At 70.0% G+C, this 16,764-nt stretch carries 11 protein-coding genes; 9 read left to right on the top strand and 2 right to left on the bottom strand.

Annotation, left to right across the window (positions count from 1 at the left end; translation table 11 throughout):
* Positions 1–17: 17 nt before the first annotated feature.
* The 5 genes from mtrB (at position 18) to secA (ending at position 9,768) form a co-directional block, all read left to right on the top strand.
* Positions 18–2,024 (top strand): MtrAB system histidine kinase MtrB, encoded by a 2,007-nt coding sequence (gene mtrB / locus UA75_RS27310; protein WP_412459529.1) that lies wholly within the window; start codon positions 18–20, stop codon positions 2,022–2,024.
* Positions 2,021–3,781, top strand: a complete 1,761-nt coding sequence (locus UA75_RS27305; RefSeq protein WP_075742685.1) for an LpqB family beta-propeller domain-containing protein — start codon at positions 2,021–2,023, stop codon at positions 3,779–3,781. The genes mtrB and UA75_RS27305 overlap by 4 nt, the downstream gene beginning before the upstream one ends.
* A gap of 313 nt (positions 3,782–4,094) precedes the next feature.
* Positions 4,095–4,847, top strand: coding sequence for a ComF family protein (locus UA75_RS27300; protein WP_075742684.1), 753 nt, complete (start codon positions 4,095–4,097; stop codon positions 4,845–4,847).
* Positions 4,848–5,387: 540 nt separating this feature from the next.
* Positions 5,388–6,071 (top strand): ribosome hibernation-promoting factor, HPF/YfiA family, encoded by a 684-nt coding sequence (gene hpf / locus UA75_RS27295; protein WP_075742683.1) that lies wholly within the window; start codon positions 5,388–5,390, stop codon positions 6,069–6,071.
* 772 nt (positions 6,072–6,843) lie between these two features.
* On the top strand, positions 6,844–9,768 hold the full coding sequence (gene secA / locus UA75_RS27290) for a preprotein translocase subunit SecA (RefSeq protein ID WP_075742682.1): 2,925 nt from the start codon (positions 6,844–6,846) through the stop codon (positions 9,766–9,768).
* A gap of 417 nt (positions 9,769–10,185) precedes the next feature.
* Here the strand turns inward: secA and UA75_RS27285 are convergent, their stop codons facing one another.
* Positions 10,186–11,094 (bottom strand): Rv3235 family protein, encoded by a 909-nt coding sequence (locus tag UA75_RS27285; protein WP_075742681.1) that lies wholly within the window; start codon positions 11,092–11,094, stop codon positions 10,186–10,188.
* Positions 11,095–11,370: 276 nt separating this feature from the next.
* Here UA75_RS27285 and UA75_RS27280 point away from each other — a divergent pair, with 276 nt between their 5' ends.
* Positions 11,371–11,796, top strand: a complete 426-nt coding sequence (locus tag UA75_RS27280; RefSeq protein WP_075742680.1) for an HAD-IA family hydrolase — start codon at positions 11,371–11,373, stop codon at positions 11,794–11,796.
* A gap of 138 nt (positions 11,797–11,934) precedes the next feature.
* On the opposite strand, the gene UA75_RS27275 is transcribed toward UA75_RS27280, so the two are convergent.
* Positions 11,935–12,702: a TrmH family RNA methyltransferase gene (locus UA75_RS27275; RefSeq protein ID WP_157434464.1), complete on the bottom strand. Its 768-nt coding sequence runs from the start codon at positions 12,700–12,702 to the stop codon at positions 11,935–11,937.
* A gap of 43 nt (positions 12,703–12,745) precedes the next feature.
* Between UA75_RS27275 and UA75_RS27270 the strand changes: the two genes are divergently transcribed.
* The 3 genes from UA75_RS27270 (at position 12,746) to pruA (ending at position 16,688) form a co-directional block, all read left to right on the top strand.
* Complete coding sequence (locus UA75_RS27270) at positions 12,746–14,263, top strand: WS/DGAT/MGAT family O-acyltransferase (protein WP_075744272.1); 1,518 nt, start codon at positions 12,746–12,748, stop codon at positions 14,261–14,263.
* Entirely contained in the window at positions 14,263–14,766 is a 504-nt protein-coding gene (locus UA75_RS27265; protein WP_075742678.1) for a DUF6912 family protein, read from the top strand. The genes UA75_RS27270 and UA75_RS27265 overlap by 1 nt, the downstream gene beginning before the upstream one ends.
* A gap of 293 nt (positions 14,767–15,059) precedes the next feature.
* Positions 15,060–16,688: an L-glutamate gamma-semialdehyde dehydrogenase gene (gene pruA, locus UA75_RS27260; RefSeq protein WP_075742677.1), complete on the top strand. Its 1,629-nt coding sequence runs from the start codon at positions 15,060–15,062 to the stop codon at positions 16,686–16,688.
* Positions 16,689–16,764 lie beyond the last annotated feature (76 nt).

Genomic DNA, 16,764 nt, shown 5'->3' with positions numbered 1-16,764 from the left:
GCAGAGGCGGGCTTGCAGTGGGAGTCGGTACTGCGCGAGGCACTGCGGCAGGCCGTGCCGTGGTGCGTGGTTTCCTGCGGGCCCGCCGCCTCGTCCGGCGGCGACTCGCCGCCTTCGCCGCGTTGTGGCGACGCTCGCTGCAACTGCGGGTGGTGATCAGCACGCTGGCGCTGTCCTCCGCCGTCGTGTTCGTCCTCGGCATGGTGTTGCAGGCCGAGATCACCAATCGGCTGTTGGACAGCAAGCAGAGCGCCGTCACCGCCCAGGCCTACACGAGCCGGGACACCGTCGAGCGGCTGCTGGTCAACGTCAACCCCAACCGGGACGACTTCGAGGCCACGCTGAGCAGCACTCTCACCGACCTCAGCAGCACAGACAGCTCAGACGACTCGACCAGGCCTGCGGCAGGCGTGTTCGAGCCGGTGCTGATAGACGGGCACGGTCCGGCCCGCTGGGAGGAGAGCCAGCTCGCCGTCGGGCGCCAGGAGGACGTTCCGCAAGAACTGCGCAGCCAGGTCGAGGACGGCGCCCTCAGCTATCAGATCACCACCGCCGTTCGGGAAGACCAGGCCGTCCGGATGCTGGTGATCGGCATCCCCGTCCAGACCACCAACCGATACGTGCAGCTCTACCAGCTCTACCCCCTGACCAACGAGGAACAGACGATCGGGGTCGTCCAGAGCACCCTCGTCCTCGGCGGGCTGGCCATCGTGCTGCTGCTGGCCGGTGTCACGAACCTGGTCACCCGGCAGGTGGTCCGCCCCGTGCGGCAGGCCGCCGCCGTCGCCGAACGGTTCGCGGAAGGCGATCTCGACGATCGGATGCGGGTGGTCGGTGAAGACGAGGTCGCGAGGCTGGCCGAGTCGTTCAACGAGATGGCCGCCAGCCTGCAGGATCAGATCCACCGCCTCGAGGAGTTCGGCACCCTGCAACGCCGCTTCACCTCGGACGTCTCCCATGAACTGCGCACCCCGCTGACCACGGTGCGCATGGCCGCCGACGTCCTGCACGCCTCGCGGGACCAGTTCCCCGCCGGACTGGCCCGCTCCACAGAGCTGCTGGTCAACGAACTGGACAGGTTCGAGTCACTGCTCGGCGACCTGTTGGAGATCAGCAGACACGATGCCGGGGTGGTGGATCTCAGCTCCGAGACCGTCGACCTGCGCTCCTCGGTGCACCGGGCGCTGGAGGCCGTGCACGGGCTGTCCACGAACGTGGGCGCCTCCATCGAGCTCGACCTCCCGGTTCGGCCGGTGCTCGTCGAGATCGACTCCCGACGCATCGAGCGCGTGCTCCGAAACCTGCTCGCCAACGCCGTCGACCACTGCGACGGCAATCCCGTGGTGGTCACGCTGGCCGCCGACCGCAACGCCGCGGCCATCACCGTTCTGGACCACGGCATCGGACTGCGTCCCGGCGAGGAGGAGCTGGTCTTCAACCGGTTCTGGCGGGCCGACCCGTCCAGGAACCGGCGTACCGGCGGCACCGGACTCGGCCTGGCCATCAGCCTGGAGGACGCCCGACTCCACGGCGGCATGCTGGAGGCCTGGGGCGAGATCGGCGTCGGCGCCTGCTTCCGGCTGACGCTGCCCCGCAGGCTCGGCGAGGAGGTCAACGGCAGCCCGCTCCCGCTGCCGCCCGCCGCCGTCTCGGGCCCGGTCGTCGGCGAGATCGGCGGTGAGCCTCCGGAACCGCCCGCCGTCGTGGAGCCGGACTCCGTCGCCGACGCCCTACGCTGGCAGGCGGCCGATGAGGAGCTGGAACCCGCCACAGCCGACCGGGACCGGGCGCGGGAGGAGGACCAGACCGGGGTTTCCGATCGGAGTGCGGACCCGATCGGACTGGACCAGCGCCCGGAGCCGAACCAGAATCGACAGCAGGACGAACACCGGGACGAAGGTCGAGAGCAGCGTCGACACCGGGACGGGGAGCAGGGGCCGGATCGAGTCACGCCACCGGCTCCCGAACGGCGAACTGGCGACGGTCCGGGCTCCGCAGGCCGCGAGGGGGATTCGAGATCATGAACCGGGCACGCACCGGCAGAGTCTGCGTCGCGATCCTGCTCGGACTGTCGATCACCTCCGGGTGCGCGGCCATCCCGGACTCGTCGACGCCGATCAAGCTGGACGAGGTGGTCGAAGGCGGCCGGACGGGTGAACCGCAGGCGCCGGTGAGCAGTCTCAGCGCCACCGAGCTGGCCAGGAGCTTCCTCTCCGCGAGCGTCGACCCCGACGACGACCACCGTGCCGCTCGGCTGCACCTCACCGCCGAGGCAGCCGAGTCGTGGAACAACGAGGTCAGCATCCGCTTCCTCAGCAGCAACTACAACGCGATCGACGCGCCGGATCAGGCCCCCTCCCCGGACTCGCAGGACACCGCCGTCGTCGAGGTGTCGGGCTTGGAGGTCGGGGTGCTCAACGAGTACAATGCCTTCGAACCGCGCCTCCAGGAGGTCGAGTTCCGGCTGCCGATGCGCTGGACCGATGACGGGTGGCGGATCACCGAGGCCCCGCCCGGCGTGATCATGCCGCTCAGCGAGTTCCGCGACCACTACCAGCCGGTCCAGCTGTACTTCTTCGCACACGACCGGAAGGGACTGGTACCGGAGCGGCGCTACCTGCCGCCCGCGACCAACAGCAGTCAGCCGGGGCAGATCGTCGAGCTGCTCAAGAAGGGGCCGTCACCCGCGCTGCAGGGGGCGGTGATCCCCGTGCTGTCCGCAGGCGTGGACACCCGACATGCGGTGGCGGAGAACGATGACGGGGTCATCGAGATCGACCTCACCAATCTCGGCGAACTGACGCAGGACGGCCGACGGGAGATGGTGGCAGGCCTGGTCTTCTCGCTGCAATCGCTGCGCCCCACCCCGGTACGGGTGCTGGTGGAGGGCGTCGACGTCCTCCGGGATCAGACCGAATGGCATCGCGAGGACTTCGACGACCTTCGGCGAGCCGTCACGCCGGACCCCGACCTGTCGAGCCTGGTGGTGCGAGACGGTCAGGTGCAGAAGCTCACCGTCGACGGTGAGGCGGTGCCGGGGCCTGCGGGTGAGGGGGCTTACCGGGCCCGCAGTGCCAGCCAGTCGATCGCCGGGTCGAGACTCGCCGTCGTCGGGGACGACGACGCCGGGGGACGAGACCTGTGGGTCGGCGAGTACGGGGAGGAACTGGACTCCGTCCCCGTCGAGGCGACGACCTTGACCCGGCCGACCTGGCGGGCGGGCGCATCGGAGTTGTGGACCGTCGCCGACGGGCACACGGTCCTCCAGGTCGTGGCCACCGGCGAGGGCGGCTGGCAGGCGAGCGAGGTGTCGGCGCGGGAGCTGCTCGAGTACGGCGAGGTGACTGCGCTGCGCTTCGCCCCGGACGGGATGCGCATCGTGGCGATCGCTGGGGGACGGCTGTTGGTGGGCGCGATCGTCAGCGACGGGGGCAATCCGAGGATCGGCAACCTGCGTGAGCTGCCGCTGCCGCTCAACCCGCAGGCCACGGCAGTGAGCTGGAACAGCCCGTCCGGCGACTCGCTGGACGGCGATCTGCTCGTGGTGGCCACCGACAATCCCGACGTGCCGGTGGTACGGCTCCAGGAGGATGGGTTGGACGGCCGCACGTATCAGCCGACGAACCTCAGCCCGCCGGTCACCGAGGTGACGGCCTTCCCCGGTCATGACGTCATCGTCGCCGACCAGAACGGCCTGTGGACGACGGCGGACGTCAACGGGTACTGGAAACAGCTGCTTCGTGTCTCCGGTTCCAGCGTGACGCCGTCCTATCCGGGCTGACGGCAGGCGGGCCCGCGCCGCGAAGATCTCGGGCCGCGGCCGTGGCAGGCCGCGGCCGCGGAATCCGGTCGGCGGACGGGGCTGCCTGCGCCGGGCTCGTGGTCGACACGGGGCGTGGCGCGTCTTCGAGCTTCTCGTGGTCTCGCGGCGTCCGTGGGCGTTGATTTCGGCAGGTCGCAGCAGGCGTCTCAAGGCCGCCGGGTTCTGCCTGCCTCGCTAGCGCGGCCGTTCCGGCTGCCGTGCCTCGGGCCGGTCGGGCGGGAGTTCCGCTGCGACGGGCGGCGGTCCGGCCACTCGCGGCATTCTGGGCACCATGCGTGTCTTGATGATTGCTCTGCGTGATCTGAACGATCTGATGCTGCCGATGTCCTGTGTCGGCTGTCCGGCGGAGGGCTCGTCGTTGTGCCCGGACTGCCGATCCGAGTTCGGTCTGCCCGCCGTGGTGCCGGGCCTCGCCGAGGTGGTGGGGGCGCCCTGCCACGCGCTGGCCAGATATCGCGGCGCCGCCCGAGAGGCGGTCGTGTCCTACAAGGAGCGAGGCGATCGGGCGCTGGCCCGGCCGTTGGGCGAGCTAATGGCTGCGGCGCTGCCGTCGTTGTCCGACGGCGGTACGGCCGACGGGTGGTGGCTGGTACCTGCGCCCTCTCGCCCGGCCGTCTCGCGGCGTCGCGGTGGCAACCATGTCGAGCGACTGCTGCGGTTCGCGGCACGGGCCGCGGCCGAACTCGGCACGCCCTGCGCCCTCGCCCCCTGCCTGGTGTTGGCCGCCGGAGCCGAGGAGTCGGTCGGGCTGGACGATGCGAGCCGCGCGGCCAACCTCGCCGACCGGGTGCGGGTGCGGGGCGCGGGACTGCCGCCGCCCGGAACACCCGTGATCCTCGTCGACGACGTTCTGACCTCGGGTGCCACGGCAGGCGCGTCGATCAGGGCGCTCAGGATGGCAGGCCTCGAGGTCGACGCCGTTCTCGCCCTGACATCGGCCCGCGGTCTGGGTGCGGCGAGCGCGGTCGGACGAGCCGCAGATCGGCGGTCCGTTGTCGGCCACCCGACTCGGCCGATAGTGTGATGTATGTCACTCGATTCTGGTGACCCGAGTCGGCGATGGTCGCTCGATCGGGCCACGTTGAGGTGCGTCCGGATCGATCGAGCCGTACGCGAGACGATCTTCCGCCGAACGGTGTACCCGCGATGCGGCCGTTCCGGGGAACTCGTCGGCCGTTCGGCTCGTTGTAGGGGTATGACATGGCCGAACGCGGTTCCGCGAGCTTGGGGGAACAACCCGAGCCGGGCCGCGTTGGGTATCACCCAATCGGGTGATGTGAAGACCGTTCGGGTTCGTCGGACCGCCGTCAAAACTGCTCGTCAGGTGCTGGGGTCACGTTCTGTGTTCGATCGCCGTCCCCCAAGTCGGGTCTGTCATCCAGGTCACGGGACGGCTAACGTCCTCCGCTATCGACGGACGTTCCGAGAGAACGGCGCGGTTGAGCAGCGACGAGGGAGGGGATAAGTACAGCCATCGGGTGATGGGCAGATGCTCCCGGAAGGGTGACAGCCGATCCTCGAATGCCCGTAAAAGTTCACTCGCACGACTGCGAGGAGGTCGCGTATGGACATCGTCGTCAAGGGCCGCAACGTCGAGGTGCCCGAGCACTATCGGACGCATGTAGCGGAGAAGCTGGACCGCCTCGAACGTTACGACCGCAAGGTCATCAGCTTCGACGTGGAACTCTTCCACGAACCCAACCCGAGGCAGACGAAGAACTGCCAGCGGGTGGAGATCACCGGCAAGGGCAAGGGCCCCGTGATTCGCGCGGAGGCATGTGCGGCCGACTTCTACGCCGCCCTGGACGGTGCCGTCACCAAGCTGGAGAGCAGGCTTCGTCGAGCGCACGATCGCCGCAGAGTCCACTACGGACGACGCAACCCCACGTCGGTGGCGGAAGCCACCTCCATGGTCTCCGACATGTTGCCGGACGCGACCACCGGCCACGTCAATGGCGAGCGAGGGAGCACAGCCGTGTTGAAGGCGACCGAGGTAGAGACGGCAGAGCACCAGGAGAGTCACGAGCTGCCTCCGCAGCGGTGGCAGGACGCCGCCAACGGCCACGAGCCAGGGCAGATCGTTCGGGAGAAGGAACACCCGTCGACGCCGATGACCGTCGACCAGGCTCTGTACGAGATGGAGCTGGTCGGCCATGACTTCTACCTCTTCGCCGACGCCGAGAGCGGCAGGCCGAGCGTGGTGTACCGCAGGCGCGGCTTCGACTACGGCGTGATCCAGCTCGTGTGAGGCAGTCGTGCGGCCGGTGCCCGGCGCGGGACCAGGCGGCCCGCGAGCCGTCGTGACGCCGGGACGGCCGGTGCCGCAGAACGGCCGGTGAGCAGCTGATCCGCTGCCGTCACGGCAGCGGACGACCTCGTGGTTCCCTGCGGAACCTCCGCCCCGTCGCATGCATCGCGGCGGGGCGGAGTGCTGTCCTCCTTCTCCCCGTGGTGTCTGCCCGCTGGTGAGTTCGCTCGAGTCCGCCGCATCCGCCCCCCCGCAGCCCGACCTCGCCGCAGCCGCCGCCCTGCGCCTGCACGGTCGCGACCGCCGCCGAGCAGGGCCGTCTGCGCGCCGAACAGGGAGGCCTGCGCGTCAAGCGGCGACCTGGCGGAGCCGGACACCCGAGGACGTGCGAACAAGCGACTCCCGCGCGGCGGGTAGGCGACAGGATGCGGGCACGGCGGGCAGATCCGGCATGGTCGGCGGGACTGACGGGGAGTATTCACCGCCCGACATCGCGCGCTCACCTGCGGTGATGTGTCTGCCGGTCGACCGAGCGGCCTGCCTGCACCAGGGAAGTCGATCCGAGTGGCTCGGGGCGGTGCCTTGCCGAACCGCTCGAATGCCGACCACCTTGCGAAGCACCAGGGATGATCGGGCATTCTTAAACGAGGTGTCCATCGGCGGGTGACGAGCCCACCACCTGCGTGGATGCCGTCGACACCCTGTCCATGCCTACGATGGCGGCAAAGCGTCCTGACCGGGCGCATGACGATCAGCTAGTGAGGTCGACCGCATGGTCCTGTCTCGACTGCTCCGCGCCGGCGAGGGCAAGACGCTCAAGCGCCTGCGGATGATCGCGGCGCACGTCAACTCCCTGGAAGACGAGTTCGTCGATCTCAGCGACGCCGAGCTTCGTGCGAAGACCGCCGAGTTTAGCGAGCGGCACTCCGCAGGCGAGTCGTTGGACGAACTCCTTCCCGAGGCGTTCGCCGTTGCCAGGGAGGCCGCCAAGCGCACGCTCGGCCAGCGGCCCTTCGACACACAGGTCATGGGTGGCGCGGCACTGCACCTCGGCCAGGTCGCCGAGATGCGCACCGGTGAGGGCAAGACCCTGACCTCGGTGCTCGCCATCTACCTCAACGCCATCTCCGGCGAGGGCGTCCACGTCGTCACGACCAACGACTACCTGGCCAGACGTGACTCCGAGTGGATGGGCCGGGTGCACCGCTTCCTCGGCCTGAAGGTCGGGGTGATCGCGCCGCAGATGACGCCGGATCAGCGCCGTGAGGCCTATTCGGCCGACATCACCTACGGCACGAACAACGAGTTCGGCTTCGACTACCTGCGCGACAACATGGCCTGGAGCATCAAGGACTGCGTCCAGCGCGGGCATCACTTCGCCGTCGTCGACGAGGTCGACTCGATCCTCATCGACGAGGCCAGGACCCCGCTGATCATCTCGGGTCCGACCGACCAGTCCTCTCGCTGGTACCAGGAGTTCGCGCGGCTCGCGCCGCTGCTCAAGCGCGACGAGCACTACGAGGTGGACGAGCGCAAGCGCACCGTCGGCGTCTCCGAGAAGGGCGTCGAGCTGATCGAGGACCAGCTCGGCATCGACAACCTCTACGAGGCGGCCAACACCCCGCTCGTCGGCTACCTGAACAACGCGCTGAAGGCCAAGGAGCTCTTCAAGAAGGACAAGGACTACATCGTCCGAGGCGACGAGGTCGTCATCGTCGACGAGTTCACCGGCCGTGTCCTGGCAGGCCGCCGTTACAACGAGGGCATGCACCAGGCCATCGAGGCCAAGGAACGGGTGCCGATCAAGGCCGAGAACCAGACGCTCGCCACGATCACGCTCCAGAACTACTTCCGGCTGTACGACAAGCTCGCCGGGATGACCGGTACGGCACAGACCGAGGCCACCGAGCTGCACCAGATCTACAAGCTCGGCGTCGTCAGCATCCCCACCAATCGGCCTGCCATCCGTAAGGACCAGCCGGACCTCGTCTACAAGACCGAGCAGGCCAAGTTCGAGGCGCTCGCCGAGGACATCGAGGAGCGGCACCGCAAGGGCCAGCCGGTGCTGGTCGGTACTACCAGCGTCGAGCGCTCCGAGTACCTGTCGAAGCTCCTCACCAAGATGTCCGTCCCGCACGAGGTGCTCAATGCCAAGCACCACGAGCGGGAGGCGCTGATCATCGCGCGCGCCGGGCTCAAGGGCGCCGTCACCGTGGCCACGAACATGGCCGGTCGCGGTACCGACATCGTGCTCGGCGGCAACCCGGACATCATCGCCGACGAGGAGATCCGGGCTCGCGGGCTCGACCCGGTGGAGACGCCGGAAGAGTACGAGGCGGCCTGGGACGAGGTGCTGGCCGAGACGAAGGCGTCCGTCGACGCCGAGGCGTCCGAGGTCCGCGCCGCAGGCGGTCTCTACGTGCTGGGCACAGAACGACACGAGTCGCGTCGGATCGACAATCAGCTTCGTGGTCGTTCAGGCAGGCAGGGCGACCCCGGCGAGTCGCGGTTCTACCTCTCGCTGGGCGACGAGCTGATGCGCCGCTTCAACGCCGCGATGGTCGAGGCCGTGATGAACCGGCTGCGGGTGCCGGAGAACGTGCCGATCGAGCACAAGATGGTCACCAGGGCCATCCTGTCCGCCCAGACTCAGGTCGAGCAGCAGAACTTCGAGATCCGCAAGAACGTCCTCAAGTACGACGAGGTGATGAACAAGCAGCGTCAGGTCATCTACGCGGAGCGCCACCGGGTGATGGAGGGCGAGGATCTGCAGGAGCAGATCGAGCACATGATGACGGACGTGCTCACCGCGTACGTGTCGGGCGCCGCAGCCGAGGGCGACGCGGAGGACTGGGATCTCGAACAGCTCTGGACAGCCCTCAAGACGCTCTACCCGGTGAGCCTCGACCACAAGAAGCTGGTGGAGGAATCGGAGCGCGGCCTGACCAAGGACGAGCTGCTGACGGCCGTGCTCGCCGACGCTCGCGAGGCGTACCGGATCCGTGAGGCCGAGATCAACGAGAAGGTCGGCCAGGAGAACGGGATGCGGCAGCTCGAGCGGCGAGTGCTGCTCTCCGTCCTGGACCGCAAGTGGCGTGAACACCTCTACGAGATGGACTATCTCAAGGAGGGCATCGGCCTGCGGGCGATGGCCCAGCGCGACCCGGCGATCGAGTACCAGCGCGAGGGCTTCGACATGTTCGCGGCGATGTTGGAGGCGCTGAAGGAGGAATCCGTCGGTTTCCTCTTCAACATCCAGGTCGAGCCCGCCGACGGCGCGAAGCCTGCGGCAGCGCCTGCAGGCCCGCCGGTCGCCGTCACCGTCGGTGGTGGCGGCTCCAACGGCGACCCGGCGGCGACCCCCGCGCTGGGCGGCCCGGGCGGCAACGGCCGGGCCAATGCCAATGCCAATGCCAACGGTCAGCGCAATGGCAACGGCCGTCGTCCGGCGCCTCCCCAGCAGCCGCGCGCGCCGCGTCCGGAGGAGGCCGTGCCGCCCGCCCTACGGGGCAAGGGCCTCGGCGGCCCCGGCCAGCAGCGGCTGACCTACTCCGGCCCGGAGGAGGGCGGCGGCGTCGAGACCCGTCGCAGCGGCCAGAGCGGGAGCGGCGGCGCAGGCGGACGAGCGAACAACGCCAGCCGCAAGGACCGACGCGCCGCAGAACGGGCGCAGGCCAAGCGCGACAAGCGGAGCTGACCCGAGACGGTCATCGAGACAGCCCACCAGAGCGGGGCAGGCGTCGGCGCCTGTCCCGCTCTGGTGTTCGGCGGTGGTGGGCGATCGCGCTCTGGTGTTCGGCGGTGGTGGGCGATTCTGTTGTTCCCCCCACCCCGCCGCCACTCTGGTCGTGCCTGCGGGAGTCGTGCCGACAGTCGGCGGGAGGCGCGCACTCCCGCCGACGTCGTCCGCCGGCAGGCTGACCAGACCCCGCGCAGGCTGACCCGAACCCGCGCAGGCACCGGCCCGGCCGGACCGGCTGGTCGGCCGCGCACCACTCGGTCACCCGGCGATTGGATCGGCCACCCGCGCGAAGCGGTGTCCGGCCCGCTCACAGCCTGAGGCCTTGTCGGGTCACCCGTGACCTTGTCGGGTCACCGCAGGATCAGCACCTGATCAACCCCCTCGCCGTTCGGTGAGTCCGCGACGATCCGACCTCGGTGGGCGCAATACCTGCAGAGCCGTGCCGAGCCATCTGGTCCCGCGCAGCTCCAGCCGCAAGGCCACGGCGAAGACCCGATCGCGGCCCCGCACCGGCGCCGTCGACTCGATCACGGTTTCGCTGACCTGCTGTGCGTGCACCCGGAGCAGCCTGCTCGGCGGATTCGTGCTCGGCCCGTGCCTGGCCCGAGGTGCGATCAGATAGTGCAGGTCGGGGACCAGCAGCCGTCCGAGCTGCAACCGTGACCGCCTGCCGTCCAGGATCTCCACCAAGGCGTGCAGCGCCTGCCGGGCGATGCGATGCGCCGAGGGCGTCCGACCGGGTGGGTCCGGCGACGTGGTGGACGCCGGGATGTCGGTACCTGCCATGGGATGTCGCTGTTCGGCGTTCGACCGAGCCGTGGCGAGCCTGCGCAGGACGGGAATCGGGACCTGCGACGTCGGCGACGAGGACACCGGGAGCGGTGGTGAGAGCCGTGCCCAGTCCGGTACTGCCACGACCTCGACCGGGACGGACGCGAGCGGCGCGGCCACACTCGGCACCGTGATCCGGGATCTCGCCGGGCGAGGAGACCTCGGGAGCGTCGCGCTCGGTGGAGCGGCCCGCTGCGGGCTGCCGTGCAGCGGCGGGTCCGGGGCGATGCTCGACGGTCTCTCGATGCTCGATGGACTTTCGACGCTCGATGGTCTCTCGCTGCTCGGGCAGGCCGCAAGCGGCGCGGCAGGTGATCGCACGGCCGATGCGCCTGCCAGCAGCAGGCTCACCGTGAGCCCGGCGAACGCAGGCCGATCCAGGGGTTCCACCACGGGCATCGCGGCGATCACGCCGGCGTCAGCGGCAGTGGGAGACAGCAGACTGGTCATCTCGATTCCCTCCAGCGAAACGGTTTCCGTGGAGGAAGAGCGGGGTGGGGGGTTGATCCGTACAGTCTTGGCGCTGAAGTCACTCGAAAGTGTCGGAAGAGCGGGTGCTCCGAGGCTGTCTTCGGTTCCCGCTCTGTCGTGAGCGGGGATCGGCGTGGCTGAGCTGCCAGGCGGTAGGAGGAGCCATGGTGACCGACGACGACGCCGCAGATCGCCGCGCTCGACCCCGCGCAACTGCAAGACAGGGGGTCGAAGACAGGCTCTTAGACTGGCGACGTGACGCTCTCCGGACTGGTGCTGGACTTCTTCGGCGTGCTCACCGACAGCGACGGTGCGCCGGATCACGCCGAGCCGCCCCTGGTGACCCTCGTGCGATCGGCCAGGGCCACCGGGCTGCGCACCGCCCTGCTGTCCAACGCGGAAGGCAGACGAGCCGACGACGGACTCGGCGAGCTGTTCGACACGGTGGTCGTCTCCGGCGAGGTCGGGCTGAGCAAACCAGATCCGAGGATCTACCGACTCACCGCCGAACGACTCGGCCTGGCCACGACCGAATGCGTGTTCGTCGACGACCTGCGGAGCAACGTCGCAGGTGCGGTCGTCGCGGGCATGATCGGCATTCACCACCAGACCGTCCCGGCCACCGTCGCCGAGCTGAACATCCTGTTCGGCCGCGAGTTCCCGCACCGTCAACCGGACTGACGCACCCGAGGCGGGCAGCCGCCTGACCAGCCGGGCGGGAACTCGGGCAGACCTCGAGCACCCGCCCGGACCACGCGGCACCACGCTGAATGCCTTCACCGGCGCGCGCACCGCGCCCTCGGCCGGGTCGGTCGAGACTCACCCCGAGGTCAGCCGCCGCCGGGTCAGCTCGAAGCTCAGCACCGCCGCCGCGCTCGCGACGTTCAGCGACTCGACACCGTCGGCCAGCGGGATGGCGACCCGACCCATCACCAGTTCGGCGACCTCCTCGGAGACGCCGTGGGTCTCGCCGCCCAGCACGAACGCCACCCGGCGCGGCAGCTCCACCTCGAACAGGGTCGCATCGCCGTCCGCAGCCATCGCGTACAGCGCGAAGCCCGCCTCGATCAACTCCTCGGCCGCCGCTCCCGCCGTCGACGTGCGCAGGATCGGGGCCCGGAAGGCCACCCCCGCCGAGGCCTTCACCACCATCGGGTCGATCGTCGCCACGCCCCGTCGAGGCACCACCACCCCGCCGATGCCCGCCGCCGTCGCCGTGCGCAGGATCATCCCGACGTTGGCCGGCGTGGTGATCCCGTCGAGCAGCAGCAGCGTCTCGGGAACGTCGCGGCCCGCCGCCAGCGCCGTCGACAGAGTGCGCATCCGAGGCGCGACCACGTCGGCCAGCACGCCCTGGTCGTGACGCCCGTTCCCGGCCAGGACCTTCACCCGCTGCGCGGTGGCCCGCTGCACCGGGACGTCGCGCTGCGCGGCCGCCTGGAGGATCTCGCGCGCGGCCGCGCCGACGGCGTTCTCGGCGAGGATCACCTTGTCCACGGCCAGCTGCGGGTCCTGGAGGGCTTCGAGCACCGGCTTTCGACCGTAGACCGTGACGAACCGGTCCTTCGGGGAGACATCGTTGGGCACGACGAGCAGGATCGCATGCCCGCAGATGTGTCAGGATTCGTCCATGCCGGACCGACTCTCCGCCCTGGATGCGTCCTTCCTCTACCTGGAGGATCCGACGACTCCGATGCACGTCGGCACGGTCCTGCTCTTCCAGCAGTCCCGAACGGGAGGACGACGGGCCGCCTCCGGCGGTCGTGCCGGCTCCGAGGGCAGACCGGGCGGCGGCCTGGAATACGGGCGGATCGCCGCCCTGATCGAGCAGCGGCTGCCGTTGGCGCCCCGATACCGGCAGAAGGTCGTCCAGGTGCCGGGCAGGCTGGCGCGGCCCGTGTGGGTCGACGACCCGGACTTCGACCTCGACTACCACCTGCGTCGATCCGCGCTGCCCAGGCCCGGCAACGACGAACAGCTCGCCGACCTCGTCGCTCGACTGATGTCCCGGCCGCTCGACCACTCCCGGCCGCTGTGGGAGGCCTACATCGTCGAAGGACTGAGCCGCGGTCGCGTCGCGCTCATCACCAAGACCCACAACGCGATGGTCGACGGCATCGCGGGCTTCGACATCGGGCAGGTCATCCTCGACGACGCGCCCACGGTGCCGCGGGTCGGCGACGAACTGTGGATGCCGGAACCCGAGCCCGGCCCCGTCCAACTCGTCCTGGACGCCGCAACCGAGGCGGTCCGCAGGCCGGGCGAGATCGTGGAGAACGTTCGAGTGGCCGCGATGGACGTCGCCGCGACCCTGCGCAACGTCGCCGAGGCCTTCGGCGGCGTCGCCTCGGCAGTCCGCACCGCGGCGCGCCCGGCCACCCGGGGCCCCCTCAACGTCAGCATCAGCGTCCAGCGCCGCTACGCCGTCACCAGGACCCGCCTCACCGACTACCGCAAGATCCGACGAGCACACGGCGGCACGGTCAACGACGTCATCCTCGCCGTGATCGCCGGGGCGCTGCGCAACTGGCTGCTGTCCCGGGGCGAGGTCGTCACCGCCTCCAGCACGATCAGGGCGATGGTGCCGGTGTCCGTACGGGGACCAGGGTCCGGTCGCGACGAGGAAGGTGCTGCGGGCCGCGAGTCGAACCTCGTCGGAGAGCCCGCCGCCGAGGACGTCGCAGGGCCGGTCGCGGGCAGCAGGGTCTCCGCCTACCTCGTCGAGCTGCCGGTCGGCGAGGCCAGCGCCACCCTGCGCCTGCACCACGTCGGCCATGCCATGCGGGCCCATCAGGAGTCAGGGCAGTCGGTCGCCGCGAGCGCACTCGTCCGCCTGTCGGGCTTCGCTCCGCCCACTCTGCACGTGCTCGGCGCGCGCGCCGCCAACTCGTTCTCCCGCAGACTGTTCAACGTGGTGGTCACCAACGTGCCAGGACCACAGGTGCCGTTGTACGCCGCAGGGACGAAGATGGTGGAGATGTTCCCGGTGGTGCCGCTGGCCAAGCACCAGGCCCTGTCGATCGGGGTCGGCTCGTACGACGGCGGCGTGTACTTCGGGCTCAACGGAGATCGGAATGCGATGTTCGACGTGGACGTTTTGGCAGGGATGATCGACGAATCCCTCGATGAGCTGTTGGGGACGGTGTGATGCGGATCTACGTTCCCGCGACCGTGGCGATGCTGCGCGGGCTGTTGGCGACCGACGAACTCGTGCCGGTGAGCGGCACCGCCTTCGCGTTGACGCCCATGCTGCGTGAGTCGTACGCGACCGGCAGCACCGAGGAGTTGGAGTACGCGGCGCTGATGGAGGCCACCAGAGGCTCCGTCCGCCTGATCGCCGCCGAACTCGCCGACGACCCCAAGTCGCCGACCCGACGGGTCGTCGTCGCCGCCGACATGCCGGAGGTGACGCTGCGACCCGACCTGGACGCCGCCGTCGTCCGGCTCGCCGGACCGGTGCCGCTGCGGGCCATCGCCGCCGTGCACGTCGACGACCCCGAGGCGGAGGACGCCGTGCGCGCCGCCGCCGAGGTGATCGACGCCGCCGACCTGGGCGACGCCGACGCCGAGTTCGCCCTCGGGGAGGCCGAGGATCACGAACTCGCCTGGTACGCCGTCCAGGAGGTGCCGTTCCTGCTCGACCTGATGTGATCCGAGGCGGGCGGCCGCAGGCGGGGTCCACACCCGTACCCGCCTCGGCCGCATCACACCCGCACCACCCGACCGCGGCGACGGACGGCGGCGGCAGCCGCCCACGACGACGCCACCGGAGGACGATGATTCCTCGGGCGTCGAGCGGCGAGACCGTCCCGGCCGGTCCTCGCCAGGGGGCTGCGCAGCGCGGGCTCATGTCAGGATGGTGCTGCTGCGACGGTCCTCACCAGGGGTCCGTCGCCACCGACCGCGTACGACACCGCACCGATGCCAAGGAGGCGACCCCACTCATGGACGCCGTCACATCCCCGCCCGCCCCGCGCAACGAGCCGGTGCACTCTTACGCCCCCGGCTCCGCCGAGCGTGAGTCGCTGCTTGGCCGGATCGCCGAGCTGGAGGACACGACCCACGACCTCACGCAGACCATCGGCGGCAGGCGGGCCATGGCGGGCGGTGCGCGGTTCGACGTCGTCCAGCCGCACGACCACGCACACGTGCTCGGCGTCAGCGCCAATGCCACTACCGAGGACGTCACCGCCGCCGTCACCGCCGCGAAGGACGCCGCCGCCGGCTGGGCGGCCCTGCCGTTCGACGAGCGCGCCGCCGTGCTGCTCCGGGCCGCCGACCTGATCGCCGGACCGTGGCGCGACACCATCAACGCCGCCACCATTCTCGGCCAGTCCAAGTCCGTGCAGCAGTCCGAGATCGACGCCGCCTGCGAGTTGATCGACTTCCTCCGCTTCAACGTGGACTACGCCCGGCGGATCATCGCGGAACAGCCCACGTCCGTGCCCGGCGTCTGGAACCGGATGGAGTACCGGCCGCTCGACGGGTTCGTCACCGCCATCACACCGTTCAACTTCACCGCGATCGCGGGCAACCTGCCCACCGCGCCCGCGCTGATGGGCAACACCGTGGTGTGGAAGCCCACACCGACCCAGCAGCTCGCCGCCCACTTCACCATGCAGGCCCTCGAAGCAGCGGGACTGCCGCCCGGCGTGATCAACATGGTCACCGGGGACGGCAAGGCCGTCAGCGAGGTCGCCCTGACCGACCCGGACTTCGCCGGACTCCACTTCACCGGCTCGACGGCCACCTTCAAGCTCCTGTGGCGCACGATCGGCGAGAACCTCGACAAGTACCGCAGCTACCCGAGGATCGTCGGCGAGACCGGCGGCAAGGACTTCGTCGTCGTCCACCCGTCGGCCGATCCGGCCCCCATCGTCACCGCCCTCGTCCGCGCGGCCTTCGAGTACCAGGGCCAGAAGTGCTCGGCCGCCTCCCGCGCCTACCTGCCCCGCTCGCTCTGGGAGGGCGGTCTCCGCGAGCAGCTCGCCGACGTCACCAGGACGATCTCCTACGGCGACGTCACCGACTTCGCCCACTTCGGTGGTGCCGTCATCGACGCCCGTGCGTTCGCCAAGCACAAGGCGGCCCTCGACCGCGCGGCGGCCACCCCGTCGCTGGAGGTGCTGGCAGGCGGCGGCTACGACGACACCACCGGCTACTTCGTCGAGCCCACGGTGCTCGTCGGCACCGACCCCGGCGACGAGGTGTTCCGCACCGAGTACTTCGGCCCCATCCTGGCCGTGCACGTCTACGAGGACGCGGACTACTCGCAGGTGCTCGCGCAGGTCGACTCCGCTAGCCCCTACGCCCTCACCGGCGCCGTCTTCGCCACCGACCGCGCCGCGATCGAGGAGGCACACCGGGCCCTGCGGTTCACGGCGGGCAACTTCTACGTCAACGACCGTCCCACCGGCTCGGTCGTCGGCCAGCAGCCCTTCGGCGGATCGCGGGCCTCCGGCACCAACGACAAGGCAGGCTCGATGTTCAACCTGCTCCGGTGGACCAGCCCGAGGTCGATCAAGGAGACCTTCGTGGCCGCCACCGACCATCGCTACCCCCACATGGGCTGATCGTCGCCGCCCGGCGGGCGAGCCGAGCCGTGTTCCAGACCGGCACGGCCTGCCCGCCGGGCCACGGCGAGGCCCG

The sequence above is a fragment of the Actinoalloteichus sp. GBA129-24 genome (assembly GCF_001941645.1).
Classification (GTDB): domain Bacteria; phylum Actinomycetota; class Actinomycetes; order Mycobacteriales; family Pseudonocardiaceae; genus Actinoalloteichus_A; species Actinoalloteichus_A fjordicus.
Note: the sequence above shows the minus strand (reverse complement) of the source record. Positions and strands in the feature narration are given on the sequence as shown.

What these genes read in the sequence shown, in the direction of transcription:
- UA75_RS27305 (WP_075742685.1), top strand. Translation starts at nt 2,021, where the DNA reads ATGAACCGGGCACGCACCGGCAGAGTCTGCGTCGCGATCCTGCTCGGA.
- UA75_RS27300 (WP_075742684.1), top strand. Translation starts at nt 4,095, where the DNA reads ATGCGTGTCTTGATGATTGCTCTGCGTGATCTGAACGATCTGATGCTG.
- hpf (WP_075742683.1), top strand. Translation starts at nt 5,388, where the DNA reads ATGGACATCGTCGTCAAGGGCCGCAACGTCGAGGTGCCCGAGCACTAT.
- secA (WP_075742682.1), top strand. Translation starts at nt 6,844, where the DNA reads ATGGTCCTGTCTCGACTGCTCCGCGCCGGCGAGGGCAAGACGCTCAAG.
- UA75_RS27285 (WP_075742681.1), bottom strand. Translation starts at nt 11,094, where the DNA reads ATGACCAGTCTGCTGTCTCCCACTGCCGCTGACGCCGGCGTGATCGCC.
- UA75_RS27270 (WP_075744272.1), top strand. Translation starts at nt 12,746, where the DNA reads ATGCCGGACCGACTCTCCGCCCTGGATGCGTCCTTCCTCTACCTGGAG.
- UA75_RS27265 (WP_075742678.1), top strand. Translation starts at nt 14,263, where the DNA reads ATGCGGATCTACGTTCCCGCGACCGTGGCGATGCTGCGCGGGCTGTTG.
- pruA (WP_075742677.1), top strand. Translation starts at nt 15,060, where the DNA reads ATGGACGCCGTCACATCCCCGCCCGCCCCGCGCAACGAGCCGGTGCAC.